Annotated in this window: 16 protein-coding genes and 1 tRNA gene; 11 read left to right on the top strand and 6 right to left on the bottom strand. The window is 63.9% G+C overall.

Annotated features, from left to right (window positions below; genetic code table 11):
- Positions 1-26 precede the first annotated feature (26 nt).
- The 7 genes from infC to BUB20358_RS21510 all read left to right on the top strand — a co-directional run bounded on the left by infC (position 27) and on the right by BUB20358_RS21510 (position 6014).
- Positions 27-551: a translation initiation factor IF-3 gene (infC, locus tag BUB20358_RS21480; protein WP_071734130.1), complete on the top strand. Its 525-nt coding sequence runs from the start codon at positions 27-29 to the stop codon at positions 549-551.
- A gap of 186 nt (positions 552-737) precedes the next feature.
- The gene (gene rpmI / locus BUB20358_RS21485; protein WP_004191477.1) at positions 738-935 is read left to right on the top strand and encodes a 50S ribosomal protein L35; all 198 of its coding nucleotides are present in this window, start codon (positions 738-740) and stop codon (positions 933-935) included.
- Positions 936-965: 30 nt separating this feature from the next.
- Positions 966-1325: a 50S ribosomal protein L20 gene (gene rplT / locus BUB20358_RS21490; RefSeq protein ID WP_006764506.1), complete on the top strand. Its 360-nt coding sequence runs from the start codon at positions 966-968 to the stop codon at positions 1323-1325.
- Between the two features lie 229 nt (positions 1326-1554).
- Positions 1555-2568: a phenylalanine--tRNA ligase subunit alpha gene (pheS, locus tag BUB20358_RS21495; protein ID WP_035972514.1), complete on the top strand. Its 1014-nt coding sequence runs from the start codon at positions 1555-1557 to the stop codon at positions 2566-2568.
- A gap of 81 nt (positions 2569-2649) precedes the next feature.
- The gene (gene pheT, locus BUB20358_RS21500) at positions 2650-5079 is read left to right on the top strand and encodes a phenylalanine--tRNA ligase subunit beta (RefSeq protein ID WP_006764504.1); all 2430 of its coding nucleotides are present in this window, start codon (positions 2650-2652) and stop codon (positions 5077-5079) included.
- A gap of 73 nt (positions 5080-5152) precedes the next feature.
- The gene (locus BUB20358_RS21505) at positions 5153-5539 is read left to right on the top strand and encodes an integration host factor subunit alpha (protein ID WP_006486093.1); all 387 of its coding nucleotides are present in this window, start codon (positions 5153-5155) and stop codon (positions 5537-5539) included.
- A 61-nt stretch (positions 5540-5600) separates the two neighbouring features.
- The gene (locus BUB20358_RS21510) at positions 5601-6014 is read left to right on the top strand and encodes a MerR family transcriptional regulator (protein WP_006764503.1); all 414 of its coding nucleotides are present in this window, start codon (positions 5601-5603) and stop codon (positions 6012-6014) included.
- A gap of 78 nt (positions 6015-6092) precedes the next feature.
- On the opposite strand, the gene BUB20358_RS21515 is transcribed toward BUB20358_RS21510, so the two are convergent.
- On the bottom strand, positions 6093-8303 hold the full coding sequence (locus BUB20358_RS21515) for a hypothetical protein (RefSeq protein ID WP_035972513.1): 2211 nt from the start codon (positions 8301-8303) through the stop codon (positions 6093-6095).
- Between the two features lie 372 nt (positions 8304-8675).
- On the opposite strand from BUB20358_RS21515, the gene BUB20358_RS21520 reads away from it, so the two are divergent.
- From BUB20358_RS21520 to BUB20358_RS21530, 3 genes are all read left to right on the top strand, one after another.
- Positions 8676-8752: transfer RNA gene (locus BUB20358_RS21520), tRNA-Pro, on the top strand.
- Between the two features lie 140 nt (positions 8753-8892).
- Positions 8893-10104 carry an NlpB/DapX family lipoprotein gene (bamC, locus tag BUB20358_RS21525; RefSeq protein ID WP_006764501.1) on the top strand — a complete coding sequence of 404 codons (1212 nt, stop codon included), beginning with the start codon at positions 8893-8895 and terminating at the stop codon, positions 10102-10104.
- A gap of 525 nt (positions 10105-10629) precedes the next feature.
- Positions 10630-10920: a putative quinol monooxygenase gene (locus BUB20358_RS21530; RefSeq protein ID WP_035972512.1), complete on the top strand. Its 291-nt coding sequence runs from the start codon at positions 10630-10632 to the stop codon at positions 10918-10920.
- Between the two features lie 37 nt (positions 10921-10957).
- On the opposite strand, the gene BUB20358_RS21535 is transcribed toward BUB20358_RS21530, so the two are convergent.
- The 3 genes from BUB20358_RS21535 to BUB20358_RS21545 all read right to left on the bottom strand — a co-directional run bounded on the left by BUB20358_RS21535 (position 10958) and on the right by BUB20358_RS21545 (position 12561).
- Positions 10958-11215 (bottom strand): hypothetical protein, encoded by a 258-nt coding sequence (locus tag BUB20358_RS21535; RefSeq protein WP_004191628.1) that lies wholly within the window; start codon positions 11213-11215, stop codon positions 10958-10960.
- A gap of 134 nt (positions 11216-11349) precedes the next feature.
- Positions 11350-11625: a hypothetical protein gene (locus tag BUB20358_RS21540; protein ID WP_035972511.1), complete on the bottom strand. Its 276-nt coding sequence runs from the start codon at positions 11623-11625 to the stop codon at positions 11350-11352.
- Between the two features lie 219 nt (positions 11626-11844).
- Positions 11845-12561, bottom strand: coding sequence for a YdcF family protein (locus BUB20358_RS21545; RefSeq protein ID WP_035972508.1), 717 nt, complete (start codon positions 12559-12561; stop codon positions 11845-11847).
- Positions 12562-12719: 158 nt separating this feature from the next.
- On the opposite strand from BUB20358_RS21545, the gene BUB20358_RS21550 reads away from it, so the two are divergent.
- Complete coding sequence (locus BUB20358_RS21550; protein WP_035972506.1) at positions 12720-13037, top strand: hypothetical protein; 318 nt, start codon at positions 12720-12722, stop codon at positions 13035-13037.
- A gap of 196 nt (positions 13038-13233) precedes the next feature.
- Here the strand turns inward: BUB20358_RS21550 and BUB20358_RS21555 are convergent, their stop codons facing one another.
- The gene (locus tag BUB20358_RS21555) at positions 13234-13485 is read right to left on the bottom strand and encodes a hypothetical protein (RefSeq protein WP_035972501.1); all 252 of its coding nucleotides are present in this window, start codon (positions 13483-13485) and stop codon (positions 13234-13236) included.
- Between the two features lie 210 nt (positions 13486-13695).
- A complete protein-coding gene (locus BUB20358_RS21560; RefSeq protein ID WP_006402070.1) occupies positions 13696-13983 on the bottom strand; it encodes a transposase in 288 nt (95 codons plus the stop codon).
- Positions 13984-14103: the final 120 nt, after the last annotated feature.

Below are 14103 nucleotides of genomic sequence, written 5' to 3' on the forward strand. Positions count from 1 at the left end.
TTTTTAATTTTTAGAGGAAACGTAACATCGCTACTGATAAGTCGTCGCATCGCATCAACGGTGAAATCACTGCGCCGGAAGTGCGTCTGGTCGGGATCGAGAACGAACCGCTCGGTATCGTAAAACTCGCTGATGCTTTCCGTAAATCGGAAGAGCTGGATGTTGACCTGGTGGAAATCGCGCCGCAGGCCGTTCCGCCGGTATGCCGTCTGATGGACTACGGCAAGTTCAAGTATCAGGAGTCCAAGAAGCAGCATGAGGCGAAGCTGAAGCAGAAGGTCATCCAGGTCAAGGAAGTCAAGTTCCGGCCGGGTACCGATGACGGTGACTACAACGTCAAGCTTCGCAATCTCGTGCGCTTCCTCGAAGAGGGCGACAAGACGAAGATCACGTTGCGTTTTCGCGGCCGCGAAATGGCTCACCAGGAAATCGGCATGCGGATGCTCGAGCGTCTTCGTACGGATCTGGAGGAAGTCGGCCAGGTCGAACAGATGCCGAAGATGGAAGGGCGCCAGATGATCATGGTGCTTTCGCCGAAGAAAAAGAAGTAACGGGCCGGCGCGTGCGCGCGGGTTCGACAGTGGTTCGGCGCGTCGCCCGGTCGGGCGGCGCGCCAACGACGACGGCGGCTGCGCAAGCGGCTCGTCGTACACAAGTGGACTGGGTTTCGAAGGGCGGGTCAGGGGCGCAAGCCGACCGCACACCCATCGCCATCAAATAAACTGGAGTTGTTCGTCATGCCTAAGATGAAGACCAAGAAGAGCGCTGCAAAGCGCTTCGTGGTGCGTCCGGGCGGCACCGTCAAGCGCGGTCAAGCCTTCAAGCGCCACATCCTGACCAAGAAAACCACGAAGAACAAGCGTCACCTGCGCGGCGCCACGGCAGTTCATGATTCCGATCTGAACTCCGTTCGCGCGATGCTCCCGTTCGCGTAACCCCTCAATCGATACTCAAAGGAGAGAAACATGCCTCGAGTCAAACGTGGGGTAACCGCACGGGCCCGTCACAAGAAGATCATCAATCTGGCCAAGGGTTATCGCGGCCGCCGCAACAACGTCTACCGCATCGCCAAGCAGGCGGTGATGCGCGCAGGCCAGTATGCGTACCGCGATCGCCGCAACAAGAAGCGCGTGTTCCGTGCACTGTGGATCACGCGTATCAACGCGGCAGTCCGCCAGCACGACATGACCTACAGCGTGTTCATCAGCGGCCTGAAGAAGGCGTCGATCGAACTCGACCGTAAGGTGCTGGCCGACATGGCGGTGTTCGACAAGGCTGCTTTTGCTGCGATCGTCAAGCAGGTGAAAGCCGCCGTTGCAGCCTAATTGCGAAATTAGCACTGCGTGGTCAGTTGCAGCGATGTTCCGGTAGTCTCGGCCGCTGCAGCGAAAACGGGGCTCTTCCGAGCCCCTTTTTTATCGGCCCTCGTCGGGCCGTCCCAAGCGGGCCGATCGCCCGTCGGGGGGCAGCGAACGAACAGAGCGCGGGGCCGTTTTTTGTTGGCCGGGCGATTCCGCTCGCCAAGACCGAATGACGTTGGAAATGATGGGATCTATGGATCTGGACCAGATTGTCGCCGACGCGCAGCAGTCCTTCGAACGGGCTGCCGACATCACCACGCTCGAAAACGAGAAAGCGCGCTTTCTCGGTAAGTCGGGCGCGCTGACCGAGTTGCTGAAGGGCCTCGGCAAGCTCGATCCCGAAGCACGCAAGACCGAAGGCGCGCGGATCAACGTCGCGAAGCAGCAGGTCGAAGCCGCACTGAATTCGCGTCGTCAGGCACTGGCCGACGCGTTGCTGAACCAGCGCCTCGCCGCCGAGGCGATCGACGTCACGCTGCCCGGCCGCGGCGCCGGTACCGGCAGCCTGCACCCGGTGATGCGCACGTGGGAGCGCGTCGAACAGATTTTCCGCTCGATCGGCTTCGACGTGGCCGACGGTCCCGAAATCGAGACCGACTGGTACAACTTCACGTCGCTGAACAGTCCGGAGAATCATCCGGCGCGTTCGATGCAGGACACCTTCTACGTCGAAGGCAAGGATGCCGACGGCCGCCAGCTGCTGCTGCGCACCCATACGAGCCCGATGCAGGTGCGTTATGCGCGGATGAACCGTCCGCCGATCAAGGTGATCGCGCCGGGCCGCACGTATCGCGTCGACAGCGACGCGACGCACTCGCCGATGTTCAACCAGGTCGAGGGGCTGTGGATCGACGAGAACATCAGCTTCGCCGACCTCAAAGGCGTCTATACCGACTTCCTGAAGAAATTCTTCGAGCGCGACGACATCCTCGTCCGCTTCCGTCCGTCGTATTTCCCGTTTACGGAACCGTCGGCCGAGATCGACATGATGTTCGAGCACGGCAAGAACGCCGGCAAATGGCTCGAGATCTCCGGCTCGGGGCAGGTGCATCCGACCGTGATCCGCAACATGGGCCTCGATCCCGAGCGCTACATCGGCTTCGCATTCGGCAGCGGCCTCGAGCGCCTGACGATGCTGCGCTACGGCGTGCAGGATCTCCGGCTGTTCTTCGAGAACGATCTGCGCTTCCTGCGCCAGTTCGCGTGACCTGCACGCTGCGCCGACATCTGCCCGCGCTTGCCGACGCGGCCCGGGCGCCGATCTAACCTGTTTCGAACGTAGACATCCATGCAATTCCCTGAATCCTGGTTGAGAACCTTCGTCGACCCGCAGCTGACGACCGACGAACTGTCGCACGCGCTGACGATGGCGGGGCTCGAAGTCGAATCGCTGAGCAAGGCTGCGCCGCCGACGTCGAAGATCGTCGTCGGCCGCGTGCTCGAAGTCGTCAAGCATCCGGATGCCGACAAGCTCAATGTCTGCCAGGTCGACGCCGGCACGGGCGCGACGCTGAACATCGTGTGCGGCGCGCCGAACGTGGCGCCCGGCATCAAGGTGCCGGTTGCGCTCGTCGGCGCCGAGCTGCCGCCGGCCGAAGAGGGCGGCAAGCCGTTCGCGATCAAGCTGTCGAAGCTGCGCGGCGTCGAGAGTCAGGGGATGCTGTGCTCGGCGCGCGAGCTGAAGCTGTCCGACGATCACCGCGGTCTGCTGATCCTGCCGGAAGACACGCCGGTCGGCCAGGATATCCGCGAGACGCTCAATCTCGACGACACGATCTTCGAAATCAAGCTGACGCCGAACAAGGCCGATTGCCTGTCGGTATTCGGGATCGCGCGCGAGACGGCCGCGATCACCGGCGCGCCGCTGACGCCGGTCGACATCCGTCCGGTGCGCGTCGAACTCGACGACACGCTGCCGGTGCGCATCGCCGCGCCCGATCTTTGCGGCCGCTTCTCGGGCCGCGTGATCCGCGGCGTGAATGCGCGCGCAAAGACGCCGCAATGGATGGTCGAGCGCCTCGAGCGAGCGGGCCAGCGCAGCGTGTCGGCGCTCGTCGATATCTCGAACTACGTGATGTTCGAGCTCGGCCGCCCGTCGCACGTGTTCGATCTCGACAAGATCCACGGTGGCATCGAAGTGCGCTGGGCGAAGCGCGGCGAGTCGCTGAAGCTGCTGAACGGCAATACGGTCGAGCTCGACGAGACGGTCGGCGTGATTGCCGACGACCGGCAAGTCGAGAGCCTCGCCGGCATCATGGGCGGCGACAGCACGGCCGTCACGCTCGACACGACGAACATCTACCTGGAAGCCGCGTTCTGGTGGCCGGACAGCATCCGCGGCCGCGCGCGCAAGTACAACTTCTCGACCGACGCCGCTCATCGCTTCGAGCGCGGCGTCGATTATGCGACGACGGTCGAGCATGTCGAACGCATCACGCAGCTGATTCTCGACATCTGCGGCGGCAAGGCCGGCCCCGTCGACGATCAGGCGGTGAACCTGCCGCAGCGCGCGCCGGTGAAGATGCGCGTGTCGCGCGCGAACCGCATCATCGGCGTGAAGATCGACGCGGACGAGATCGCGAGCATCTTCACGCGTCTCGGCCTGCCGTTCGAGCAGGACGGCGACGTGTTCTCGGTCACGCCGCCGTCGCATCGCTTCGACATCGAGATCGAAGAGGATCTGATCGAAGAAGTCGCGCGCATCTACGGCTTCGAGAAGATTCCGGCGCGTCCGCCGGTCGCGACGAGCGAGATGCGCGCGACCAACGAAACGCAGCGCTCGATTCACGACATCCGCCATGCGCTCGCCGCGCGCGACTACGCGGAAACGGTGAACTTCAGCTTCGTCGATGCGGAATGGGAGCACGATTTCGCCGGCAACGACGCTCCGATCCGCTTGCTGAACCCGATCGCGAGCCAGCTGTCGGTGATGCGCACCACGCTGTTCGGCAGCCTGATCGCGGTGCTGCGCCACAACCTGAATCGCCGCGCGGAGCGTGTACGCGTGTTCGAGACCGGCCGCGTGTTTCTCGCCGATCCGTCGGCGAAGGCCGGCGAACTGACCGTCGAAGGCTACGCGCAGCCGAAGCGGGTCGGCGCGCTCGCGTACGGCCCGGCCGTCGAAGAGCAGTGGGGCGTCGCGACCCGCGCGGTCGACTTTTTCGACGTGAAGGGCGATCTCGAGGCGCTGCTCGCGCCGGCCGTCGCGCGCTTCGTGAAGGCCGAGCATCCGGCCCTCCATCCGGGGCGCAGCGCGCGCATCGAAGTCGACGGTCGCGCGGTCGGCTGGATCGGCGAGCTGCACCCGCGTCTGATGCAGAAGTACGAGCTGCCGCACGCGCCGGTGATGTTCGAGATCGACGCGGACGCGCTGATCGCGCGCGCGCTGCCGGCGCCGACCGACGTGTCGAAATTCCCGCCGGTGCGGCGCGACATCGCCGTCGTCGTCGACCAGGCGGTCGAGGTTCAGGCACTTTTCGACGAAATGAAGAAGGCGCTTGCAGACGACGCATGCCGATTCGTTCAGAAGGTTGTACTCTTCGACGAATTTCGTGCAAAATCAAATACTTCCGGCGGTCTTGGCGCGCACGAGAAAAGCCTTGCTTTCCGCGTGACGCTGCAGGACACGGCTGGCACGCTACAGGACGAGGTCGTCGATCGAGCGATCCAGACGCTGGTCGAGCGGATGGCTCGCGCCGGTGCGCGCCTGCGAGGCTGAGGAGAGAAGCCGCCCGGTTCGCGGGCGGCTTTTCCCCATCGTAAGTTTTGGTTTAACGCGCTGTATGGCAGATATGAACGACATGACCTCGAGTGAATTCGAAGCCCTCCTGACGGCGCAGCGCAGCGCCATGAACCGCGACGCTTCGGCGCCGGCGTCCACCGAGACGCCCACGCTGACGAAGGCGGAACTGGCGGAGCTGCTGTTCGACAGCGTCGGGCTGAACAAGCGTGAAGCGAAGGACATGGTCGAGGCGTTTTTCGAAGTGATCCGCGACGCGCTCGAAAACGGCGAAAGCGTCAAGCTGTCGGGCTTCGGCAACTTCCAGTTGCGCGACAAGCCACAGCGGCCCGGCCGCAATCCGAAGACGGGCGAGGCGATTCCGATCGCGGCCCGCCGGGTGGTAACCTTCCACGCGAGCCAGAAGCTGAAGGCGCTGGTCGAGAACGGCGCCGAGTAACGCCGCTCGATTGCCGCCGCAGCGCGGTCGCTGTGCACCCTTTACCGACGGTTAACCGACGATGACCACTACGGTTGAGAAAGTCGTCTTGCCTCCGATTCCCGCGAAGCGCTACTTCACGATCGGTGAAGTCAGCGAGCTGTGCGGGGTCAAACCGCATGTACTGCGATACTGGGAACAAGAGTTCACGCAGTTGCGACCGGTGAAGCGGCGCGGCAATCGCCGGTATTACCAGCATCACGAAGTGCTGCTGATCCGGCGGATTCGCGAGTTGCTGTACGAGCAGGGATTCACGATCAACGGCGCGCGCAACCGGCTCGATTCGCCGGGCGGCGAGCGCGGCGCGGCGGCGCCGGCCGGCAGCGAGACGCCGGCCACCGACGTGCGCGCATCGGGCAAGCCGGGCGCGGCCGTCGACGTCGTTGCGTTGCGTCAGGCACTGCTCGACGTGATCGAAGGACTGAAGCACGATTGAGCGCGAAGCGCCTGCCTATGAGAGCCCGATCGACGTGCGCGATCGGGCTTTTTTTCGGGTGCATCGGCTTTGTGCGCATCAGCGCGACGCGAGCGGATTCTTTTGCCCGATGTCGACGACGAGCGTGCCGTCCGGCAGCATCCGCACCGAGCCCTGTGCGACCTGGCGCCGGTAGTCGTACAGGTCGAAGCGCATCGGGCCTGCATCGGCCGAATTCCGGATCAGCGCGCGCACGTTCAGTTCGAGCACGTTGAACATCTTCATGTCGCCGCCTTCCATCCACATGTAGCTCGGCGCGTCGATCTGCGGTCGTTTCGGCACGGGTGCGTCGGCGACGCGCCGGAACGTGAGGCGCAATCCGTCGCGTTCGACCGTCGCGTGCGCGAGCTTGCCGTTCAGCACCGGCGGCGGGAACACGGTGTACTGGTCGAGCACGAGCGTGTCGCCGCGCAGCTCCGCGCCGCGCCGCTGCAGCGGCGTCAGCGACGAAAGCTCGATGCCGAGCGAACGCAGCAGCTTCGCCTGCGGGATGCCGAGCACCGATACCTCGGACGGCTTGAACGCGAGATGTCGATCGTCGAGCACCGATAGCGAGCCCTTCATGTCCGTCGGCAGCCATACGCCGGGCACGTGGTTCCACAGCTTGATGCCGCCGCGCACGCGCAAGTCGTCGCCGTCCGCAGTCAACTGCAGGCCGTTCAACGAGCGCGGCGAGTAGTCGAGCAGATAGTCGTTGAAGAGCGCCGACATCGCTTTCCACGACTCGACGACCGTACCGCCGAGAATGCGGATGTCGTACTGGTTCGGATCGTCGAGGTCGACGGGTTCTCCGGGCTGTTTCGCGACGAGCTGCACATCGAGATCCTCGACATGGAAGCCGATGTCGCCGGACAGGTTGAAGTCGACGTTGCGCAGATGAATCGTCGGGTTGCGGTTCGACACATGGCGTTCGTCGAACGGCGTAGCCGACGAGCGGCGCAGCGCGACCTTCTGCATGCCGGGGCGGGCCGCGTCGGCGGCGGGCGCGTACGCTTCCCAGTGCTGCCGTACGTCGCGTAGCGCATTCTGCTGCGCGGCGAGGAAGCTGTCGTTCAGGCGCGCGGCCGCGTTGCCCAGCGGCGCGCCGCTCGACGGGCCCGCATACGACGGGATCCGGATCGTCATCGCGCCGCTTTCGTCGAAATTGAAATAGCCGGCCGACACCTGGTCGCGGTAGTGGTACAGGTCGAATACGAAACGCTCGTCACGTTTCGTCGAATCGACGGGGCCGATCAGGATGTCCGCGTTCATCGGCATCGATCGCATGAACTTCACGTCGCCGCCGCGGATGTACATCGCCTGCTGCGGCGCGTTCGCGGGCATCGCGAAGCCGGCGCGCGTGCCGTCGTCGAGCGTCAGGTCGAGGCCGGCCGGCGTCACGCGCAGCGCGGCGATCGCGATCTTCAGGCGCGGCGGCGGCATCAGCTTGTCGACCGACATCATGAGATCGTCGCCGACGAGCCGCGCGATCGGCGTCTCGATCCGCAGCAGATCGGCCATCTTCACATTGGCCGCGCGCATCACGGGCTGTGCGTCGAGGCCCGATACGCGCACGCCGGTCGGGTGGAAAACCAGCTGGTTGCCGTCGCGGATCGCGAGCGTGCCGGTCAGCGAGAACGGCACCCAGCCGTCGCGCTGCATTTCTCCTCGCAGATGGATCACGCCGTCGCCGGCCGACACGGCAAGCCGGCGCAGCGGCGCGTTGCGGTACCCGAAGATGTAGGTGTTGAAGAGGGCGGTCAGCTTCGCGTCGTCGAGCGTGACCGTCCCTTCGTGCACGTCGATCTCGAAGCTCGTCGGATCGTCGAAGACGATCGGTGCGCCCGGCTGGCTCGGCACGAGCGTCGCGGACAGTTGATGAATGAAGAAGCCGAGGTTGTTGACGATGCGGAAATCGACGTCGCGCAGGAAGGTCATCGCGCCGTTTTGCCCCGAGTCGCGCAACGTGAACGGACGCGGCTGAGTGAGACGGATCGACGCGAGCGACGGCACGGTGCGCGCAATTTGCCGTTCGCGAGCGAGGCGCTCCGCTTTCGCGCGTTCGATTTTCGTCGTCGCGACCGATGCGTTGCCGTCGCGTTGCGTGGACGGTTCCGCGCAGCCGGCACAGGAAAGCGCGACTGCGAGCGCACCGCAGCCGAGCGCGCCGGATGCCGCGTGCGATAGCGAGGCGGCCGCGCGCCGCAGGCTGCGAATCGAGTGGAAAAACGCCAAAGGCGAGCGGTGGCCGCGCCGGACCGCATGTCGCATCGTCTGTCTCCCTGTCTTGTCATGATCGACGGCCGCGCGAGTGCACAGCGCGGGCGTCGATGCCGTGCAGTGTGTCATAGCGCGCTAGAGCGGCGTCACCAAACAGCGGGGGCGGGCGCGACGCGGCTGGAAGAATGGCGGGACAACGGATTCGCAGCGGCAGGATGCTCGGATCAAACGGTTGTTTGGTTTCGCGTCCGTGCCCGGGATCGTACTTCGTGCGCTCAGCGTGGCGCAGCGAAGAGCGTCGCTGCGGCGACGTCGAGTGCGTTGGAAACGTCGCCGCCTCGCCAAAATATTTCACAAGAATGCGCACAAAGCGCATGCGACCCGTTCTAAATCGAAGAACTGTCTGTTATACTTTTTTTCTTTCGGGGCGTAGCGCAGCCTGGTAGCGTACCTGCATGGGGTGCAGGTGGTCGGAGGTTCAAATCCTCTCGCCCCGACCAGACAAGAACCCGCGTCGGCGTAGGCTGGCGCGGGTTTTTTCTTGCCCGTCGCTTTTTTGCACATCGCGGCGCGGCCCCGGTAAAATGCACGGTTGATCCACGGAAAGCGCCGTGATTTAGCGGAAGAGGATTCCCCGAACATGACTGATCTTCGTCTTACCATGCGGTTCGCTGCAGTGCTTGCAACCGGCGCGCTGGTCGCCGGCTGCGGTACGTCGTCGCCCACGAAAGTGGACTACAAGAGCGACTCGAAATCGAAGGAAGCGTCGCTCGCAGTGCCGCCCAACATGCTCGACGAGACGGCCGATCAGCGTTCGCTGCCGCCGCAGGGCGGCGCGACTTCCCTGTCTGCGCTTCAACAGGTCCAGCAGGCCGCGCCTGCAGCGGACACCGTCACGCCGGCCGTGCCCGGCATGCACATCCAGCGTGACGGCACCGAAAGCTGGCTCGTGATCGACGGCAAGAAGCCGGCCGAGATCTGGCCGCAGGTGCGCCGGTTCTGGCAGGAGCAGGGCTTCCTGCTCGTCGTCGACCAGCGCGACAAGGGCGTGATGGAAACCGACTGGAACGAAACCCATCCGCAGATCAACGACGGCCTGATCCGCAGCGTCATCTCGAAGGCGATGGGCAATTCGTATGTGACGGCGGAGCGCAACAAGTACCGCACGCGTCTCGACGCAGCGCCGAACGGCGGCACCTACGTATTCATCAGCCAGAAGGGCATGCGTGAAGCGCTCACCGGCGCGAACAACGATTCGAGCAAGTGGGAGCCGAAGCCGAACGATCCGGGGCTCGAGACCGAGTACCTGAAGCGGCTGATGGCCGTGCTCGCACAGAACGAGCAGCGTGCGAAGAACGGCGAGCCGCCGATCGCCAACATTAACGACAACGCCGTGCCGAAGGACAAAAAAACCGACAAGGACGCGTCGTCGAAAGCGGCTGCGGCGATCGCTGCGCAGAACGTTGCGCGCACGTCGTCGCAAGGGAGCGACGCAGCGGACTCGGGCTCAGTGCCGTCCGAAGTCACGCTCGCCGAACCGTACGACCGCTCGTGGCTGCACGTCGGCCTTGCGCTCGATCGCGCGAACTTCACCGTCGACGATCGCGATCGCACGAAGGGTCTGTATTTCGTCCGCTACGTCGATCCGAAGGATCTGAGCTCGGCCGAGCAGGGCTTCTGGAGCCAGCTGTTCCACGGCAAGAAGGAGAAGCAGGCGAAGCAGTACCGCGTCAACGTGAAGGCGCTGACGCCCGACGAGACGCGCGTCGCGGTCGTCGACGAGTCCGGTGCGATCGACACGTCGTCGCCGGCGCGACAGATCATGGGGCTGCTCGTGAATCAGCTGCGCTGAGCCTCCGACGTTTTCGAGCCCGCGAAAAGCCCGCCTTCCGGCGGGCTTTTTTCATTTCCGGCGCCGGCGTCGGCATGTGTCGTCGGCGCTTCGATGCACGTCGTGACGTTACGTAACGTCCGCGTGTTACGGCGGTAGAACCCGTGTTACAGCGGCGTGACCGAAAAAAATCTCTTTGCAAATCAATGCGATGTCGTTTTTCTTTCGACTGGCACGCAAACTGCTTTATAGGTGGGAATCGTTGAACAGGGAGGTGACGTCAGATAACGGGTGCGCGACGAGCGCGCAATCAACGGTATCGACGTATTCAAATGCCGGTGCGGCGAGCGCCGGGACAACCGATGACGATCCGCGCCAGCGCGCGGATCCCGATGGCCCCGTCGCCTATCCTCGTAGGGCGACGGTTTTGCCCGCGCTTCTCTGAAGCGCGGGCTATTTTTTTGCGGGACGGCGTGCGGCGGCGCATCGTTACCGCGTATCCGGGATTCGCGTATTCTCGTGACTTTTCGGATCAAGGAGTACGGAATGGCGGAAATCGCGGTCGTTGCACTGATCGTCGCGAAGCCGGGCGCGGAGGAGAAGCTGCGCACGGTGCTGGAAGGCATCGTGGAGCCGACTCGCAACGAGCAAGGCGCGCTGCAGTACGACCTGCATCGCGACTTGAAGGAGCCGGAGCGGTTCGTATTCATCGAGCGATGGGAGAGCGAGGAGGCGCTGGCCGCGCATGCGCGCTCCGCCCATATCGTCGCTTATCGTGAGGCGGCGGCGGACTGGATCGAGCGTTCCGAGGTCCGCGTGTTGTCGAAGCTCGTCTGAGCATGCGGCCGGATGTCTATCCGGCCGCGACGTCGCGTCAGTGCGACGCGTTCGGCACGTCGAGGATCAGGATGATCGTCCAGTCGGCGTCGCCGTCGTGATGATACTGACGTTCGGCGACGATGAACGGCTGCTGCTTGCCTTGCGGACCGAGAAAAAGCACGTCGCCCTCCATCGGCAGGCACTCGATCGGCGGCAGCGCGAGAAAGGCGTCGTCCGAGCCGCGCGGCATCAGTTGCTTGATCTTGCGAGTGGCGGCTTCGGTCCACTCGATATCGAGTTGAATGTTGCTCATGCTGTCCTCCGCACCGGGGTGCGCACGGGTGGAAAATTTCGGTGCGCGACTTTAGCACAGCGTCGGCACCGCAATCAAAAAAGCCGAACCCGGTTGCCCGGATTCGGCTTTTTGCTTATGCGGTGCCGCCGAACTTACTGGCTGGCTGCTTCCGCCGGCGCGGCCTTGGCGGCCTTCTTGCCTGCCTTCTTCGCTGCCTTGTGGTGAGCCTTCTTGCCGTGGTGCTCTTCATGCGCCGCCGGCTGCGCAGCTTCCGCTGCTTGCTGCTGTTGCAGCGCCTGTGCACGCTGTTCGATCTCGGCAATCTTGGCCGGATCGGTGATGGTCTTGATCTCCGTGCTCTCTTGCGCATACGCTGCGCCAGTCAGCGCCGACATCGCAACCAGGATAGCCAGGGACGTCTTCTTCATTGCTTTACCTCCGCTAAGTGGTGATGAACCCGAGTTTGCCGTTGTGTCTGGCGACTGCAATCGAGTGCGTGTCGAGTGTAACAAAAGTGACGGATCAATGTGCACCGGATCGCCGCGCAGCGCAAGCCCGCGTTGAAGTCGCGCAACACTTGCTGCATTTCGTCATGCGCGTGCCATTTGCAGCGGCGCAGCGCGCCGATCGCGGTTTTCGCGGAGCGGTCAGAACCACCCCAGCCGCCGGTACACATGAAATTGCGCAATGCCGATCAATTCATGAAGCGCCTGGTCGGCATTGACCAGGTTGCGCCAGCGCGGCAGCCAACCTGTTCGCGGGGTCCGGCGGTTCGCGTAGACAGGCTGCGGATCGATGCCGAAACGGCGGAAATCGAGCAGCGCGCGACGCATCTGGTAGGAGGACGTAACGAGAATGCGCGCGTCGTCATGTCGAGAGCGTAGTATAGACGCCGTGAACTTCGCGTTTTCGTAGGTCGTACGGCTGTTCGGCTCGAGAACGAGGTCGGCGGGCGCGATGCCTTCGGCGACGAGCTGGCGACCGTACACGGCTGCCTCGGTTTCGCCGTGATGCTGAGGGTCGCCGCCCGACATCACGACGGTGCAGTGTGCGGCTCGTTGCCGGCAAGCTCGATAGAGCGCGGCGATTTTGACGATGCGTGCGTTGCCGTCGGGCGGCGGCTGCAGCCCGGTGCCGGTCCGATGTGTGCCGGCGCCGATCAGGATCAGCGTGGTCTGCCCGCGCATCTCCGGACGTTCGACCGGCGTGACGCCAGCCTCGGCCCACGCAATCAGCGGCGCCGCGAGCCAGCCGGCCGACAGCAGCCAGAACAGCGCGACGGCGGCAATCGCGATGAAGCGCCGTTGCTTGCGGCAGAGCATGAAACAGATGAAGAGAAGTACAAATGAATCGAACAGAATCAATTTGATTGGGGTATGGTGTCTTTTTATGGACGGCTGACGATCCGACCCTCGTGCGACGTCCGGACGTCGGCCTCCAGAACCGGTGGCGGTATCGGCGGGCGGAGACCCCGTCCGGCACACCGCTTCGCATTGTCGCTGCACTTTAAGAAAGAATCGAGATGGCCACGTATTCCAACGAAGCGGTGCTCGACGCATTGAGACGAGTGCAGTACCGCCAGGTACCGTGGGCACGTCGCCCAGGCGTGTTCGAGTATCTCCGGTCGCTCGGGCTGATGGACACGGTCAGGCAGAAGACCGTTGCTCCCGCACCGGGCTTTCATGCTCCGGTCGACATCGCCGTGCTGACCGACAGCGGTCGAGCGGAATTTGCGCGCCTCGAGCGCGACGAAAAACTACCCTCCTGGACCGATCGCCGCATGAACGACTACGCGTTGAGCGAAGCGAGCGCCGTCGCGATCCTCGAAAGCCGTCTGTAGCGTCGCGGCGAACGCGCGTCCCTGTCGCCGAGCCGCGCAGGCAACGGCACAAAAAAAGCCCGTATCGCGAGGATACGGGCGTACCGGATACTTTTTGCTGCTGCCACGCTGTGCTCATGGCAACGATGTGACTCGCCGTATATCCATCAGTTCCCCGTTCGGGGAATTTTCGTGGGAAATGCGCGCGGCGCGCCGATCATGGATGGCGCGGCATATAGGACGGCTGCGAGCCGATGCGTGCGCGCGCATTGCTCGCGATGTCGCCTCGCAGGTCGCCGCGAGGCACGGTTTGTCGATTGGGCGGCGCGGAGGGCGGCGGCTGGCGTAGCGTATTGCGGTGATCCTGCTGCCGGTGCGGCGGCTTCGCGCGTTCGTCTGCGTGCGCAGGGCCGGTGAGCGCCAACGAAACGACAATGCCGCATGCGACGAGCAGTGACATTGGTCTCATGGCGGGACTCCCTTCAAGCCGTCGATGCGGCCCGTTGATATGTCGCTAAGGTAAGCGGGGGAGTCAGGACTTGCTGTAAATATTGGTAAATAGATGTATCGCTGCCCAACCACGGCGATTCGACGAAGGAAATCGACGGCAATGCCGCTGCCGATGCAGCCGACGCGTAGAAACGAATCGGGCGGCCGAAGCCGCCCGATCGAGCATGCGTTACGCCATCTTGACGGGCGCGCGCCAGGATTCCGGATTGGTCCAGAACGCGCCGCGCAGCCGGTCGCGGCTCGGCGGCGCGGGCGGCTTGGCCGCACTTGCGCCGATGCGTCCGCGCAGCGAAATCTGCCGGCCGCTGGTGCCGAGTCGCTTGACGATTTCGGCGAGCGTGCCGTCAGCCTGCCATTCGTCGAACCGGCGACGGCAGGTCGGCGGCGACGGATAGCGTCCCGGCAGCTTCGACCAGCCCTCGCCGGTCGACAACACCCACAGAACGGCATTCACCACCGAGCGGGCTTCCACGCGGGGACGGCCGCGTCGTTCACTGCGTGCGGGCCTATCCGTGATTTCGTGGGCGGGGCATATCATGAGGTGTAAAAGTCATGGATATGCCAATGAAGAAGAAAA

It is taken from the genome of Burkholderia dolosa (assembly GCF_902499135.1).
Lineage (GTDB): Bacteria > Pseudomonadota > Gammaproteobacteria > Burkholderiales > Burkholderiaceae > Burkholderia > Burkholderia dolosa.

Excerpts from the sequence above, each read along its gene's own strand:
- rpmI (WP_004191477.1), top strand. The coding sequence starts at position 738 with ATGCCTAAGATGAAGACCAAGAAGAGCGCTGCAAAGCGCTTCGTGGTG.
- rplT (WP_006764506.1), top strand. The coding sequence starts at position 966 with ATGCCTCGAGTCAAACGTGGGGTAACCGCACGGGCCCGTCACAAGAAG.
- pheS (WP_035972514.1), top strand. The coding sequence starts at position 1,555 with ATGGATCTGGACCAGATTGTCGCCGACGCGCAGCAGTCCTTCGAACGG.
- pheT (WP_006764504.1), top strand. The coding sequence starts at position 2,650 with ATGCAATTCCCTGAATCCTGGTTGAGAACCTTCGTCGACCCGCAGCTG.
- BUB20358_RS21505 (WP_006486093.1), top strand. The coding sequence starts at position 5,153 with ATGAACGACATGACCTCGAGTGAATTCGAAGCCCTCCTGACGGCGCAG.
- BUB20358_RS21510 (WP_006764503.1), top strand. The coding sequence starts at position 5,601 with ATGACCACTACGGTTGAGAAAGTCGTCTTGCCTCCGATTCCCGCGAAG.
- BUB20358_RS21515 (WP_035972513.1), bottom strand. The coding sequence starts at position 8,303 with ATGCGACATGCGGTCCGGCGCGGCCACCGCTCGCCTTTGGCGTTTTTC.
- bamC (WP_006764501.1), top strand. The coding sequence starts at position 8,893 with ATGACTGATCTTCGTCTTACCATGCGGTTCGCTGCAGTGCTTGCAACC.
- BUB20358_RS21530 (WP_035972512.1), top strand. The coding sequence starts at position 10,630 with ATGGCGGAAATCGCGGTCGTTGCACTGATCGTCGCGAAGCCGGGCGCG.
- BUB20358_RS21535 (WP_004191628.1), bottom strand. The coding sequence starts at position 11,215 with ATGAGCAACATTCAACTCGATATCGAGTGGACCGAAGCCGCCACTCGC.
- BUB20358_RS21540 (WP_035972511.1), bottom strand. The coding sequence starts at position 11,625 with ATGAAGAAGACGTCCCTGGCTATCCTGGTTGCGATGTCGGCGCTGACT.
- BUB20358_RS21550 (WP_035972506.1), top strand. The coding sequence starts at position 12,720 with ATGGCCACGTATTCCAACGAAGCGGTGCTCGACGCATTGAGACGAGTG.
- BUB20358_RS21555 (WP_035972501.1), bottom strand. The coding sequence starts at position 13,485 with ATGAGACCAATGTCACTGCTCGTCGCATGCGGCATTGTCGTTTCGTTG.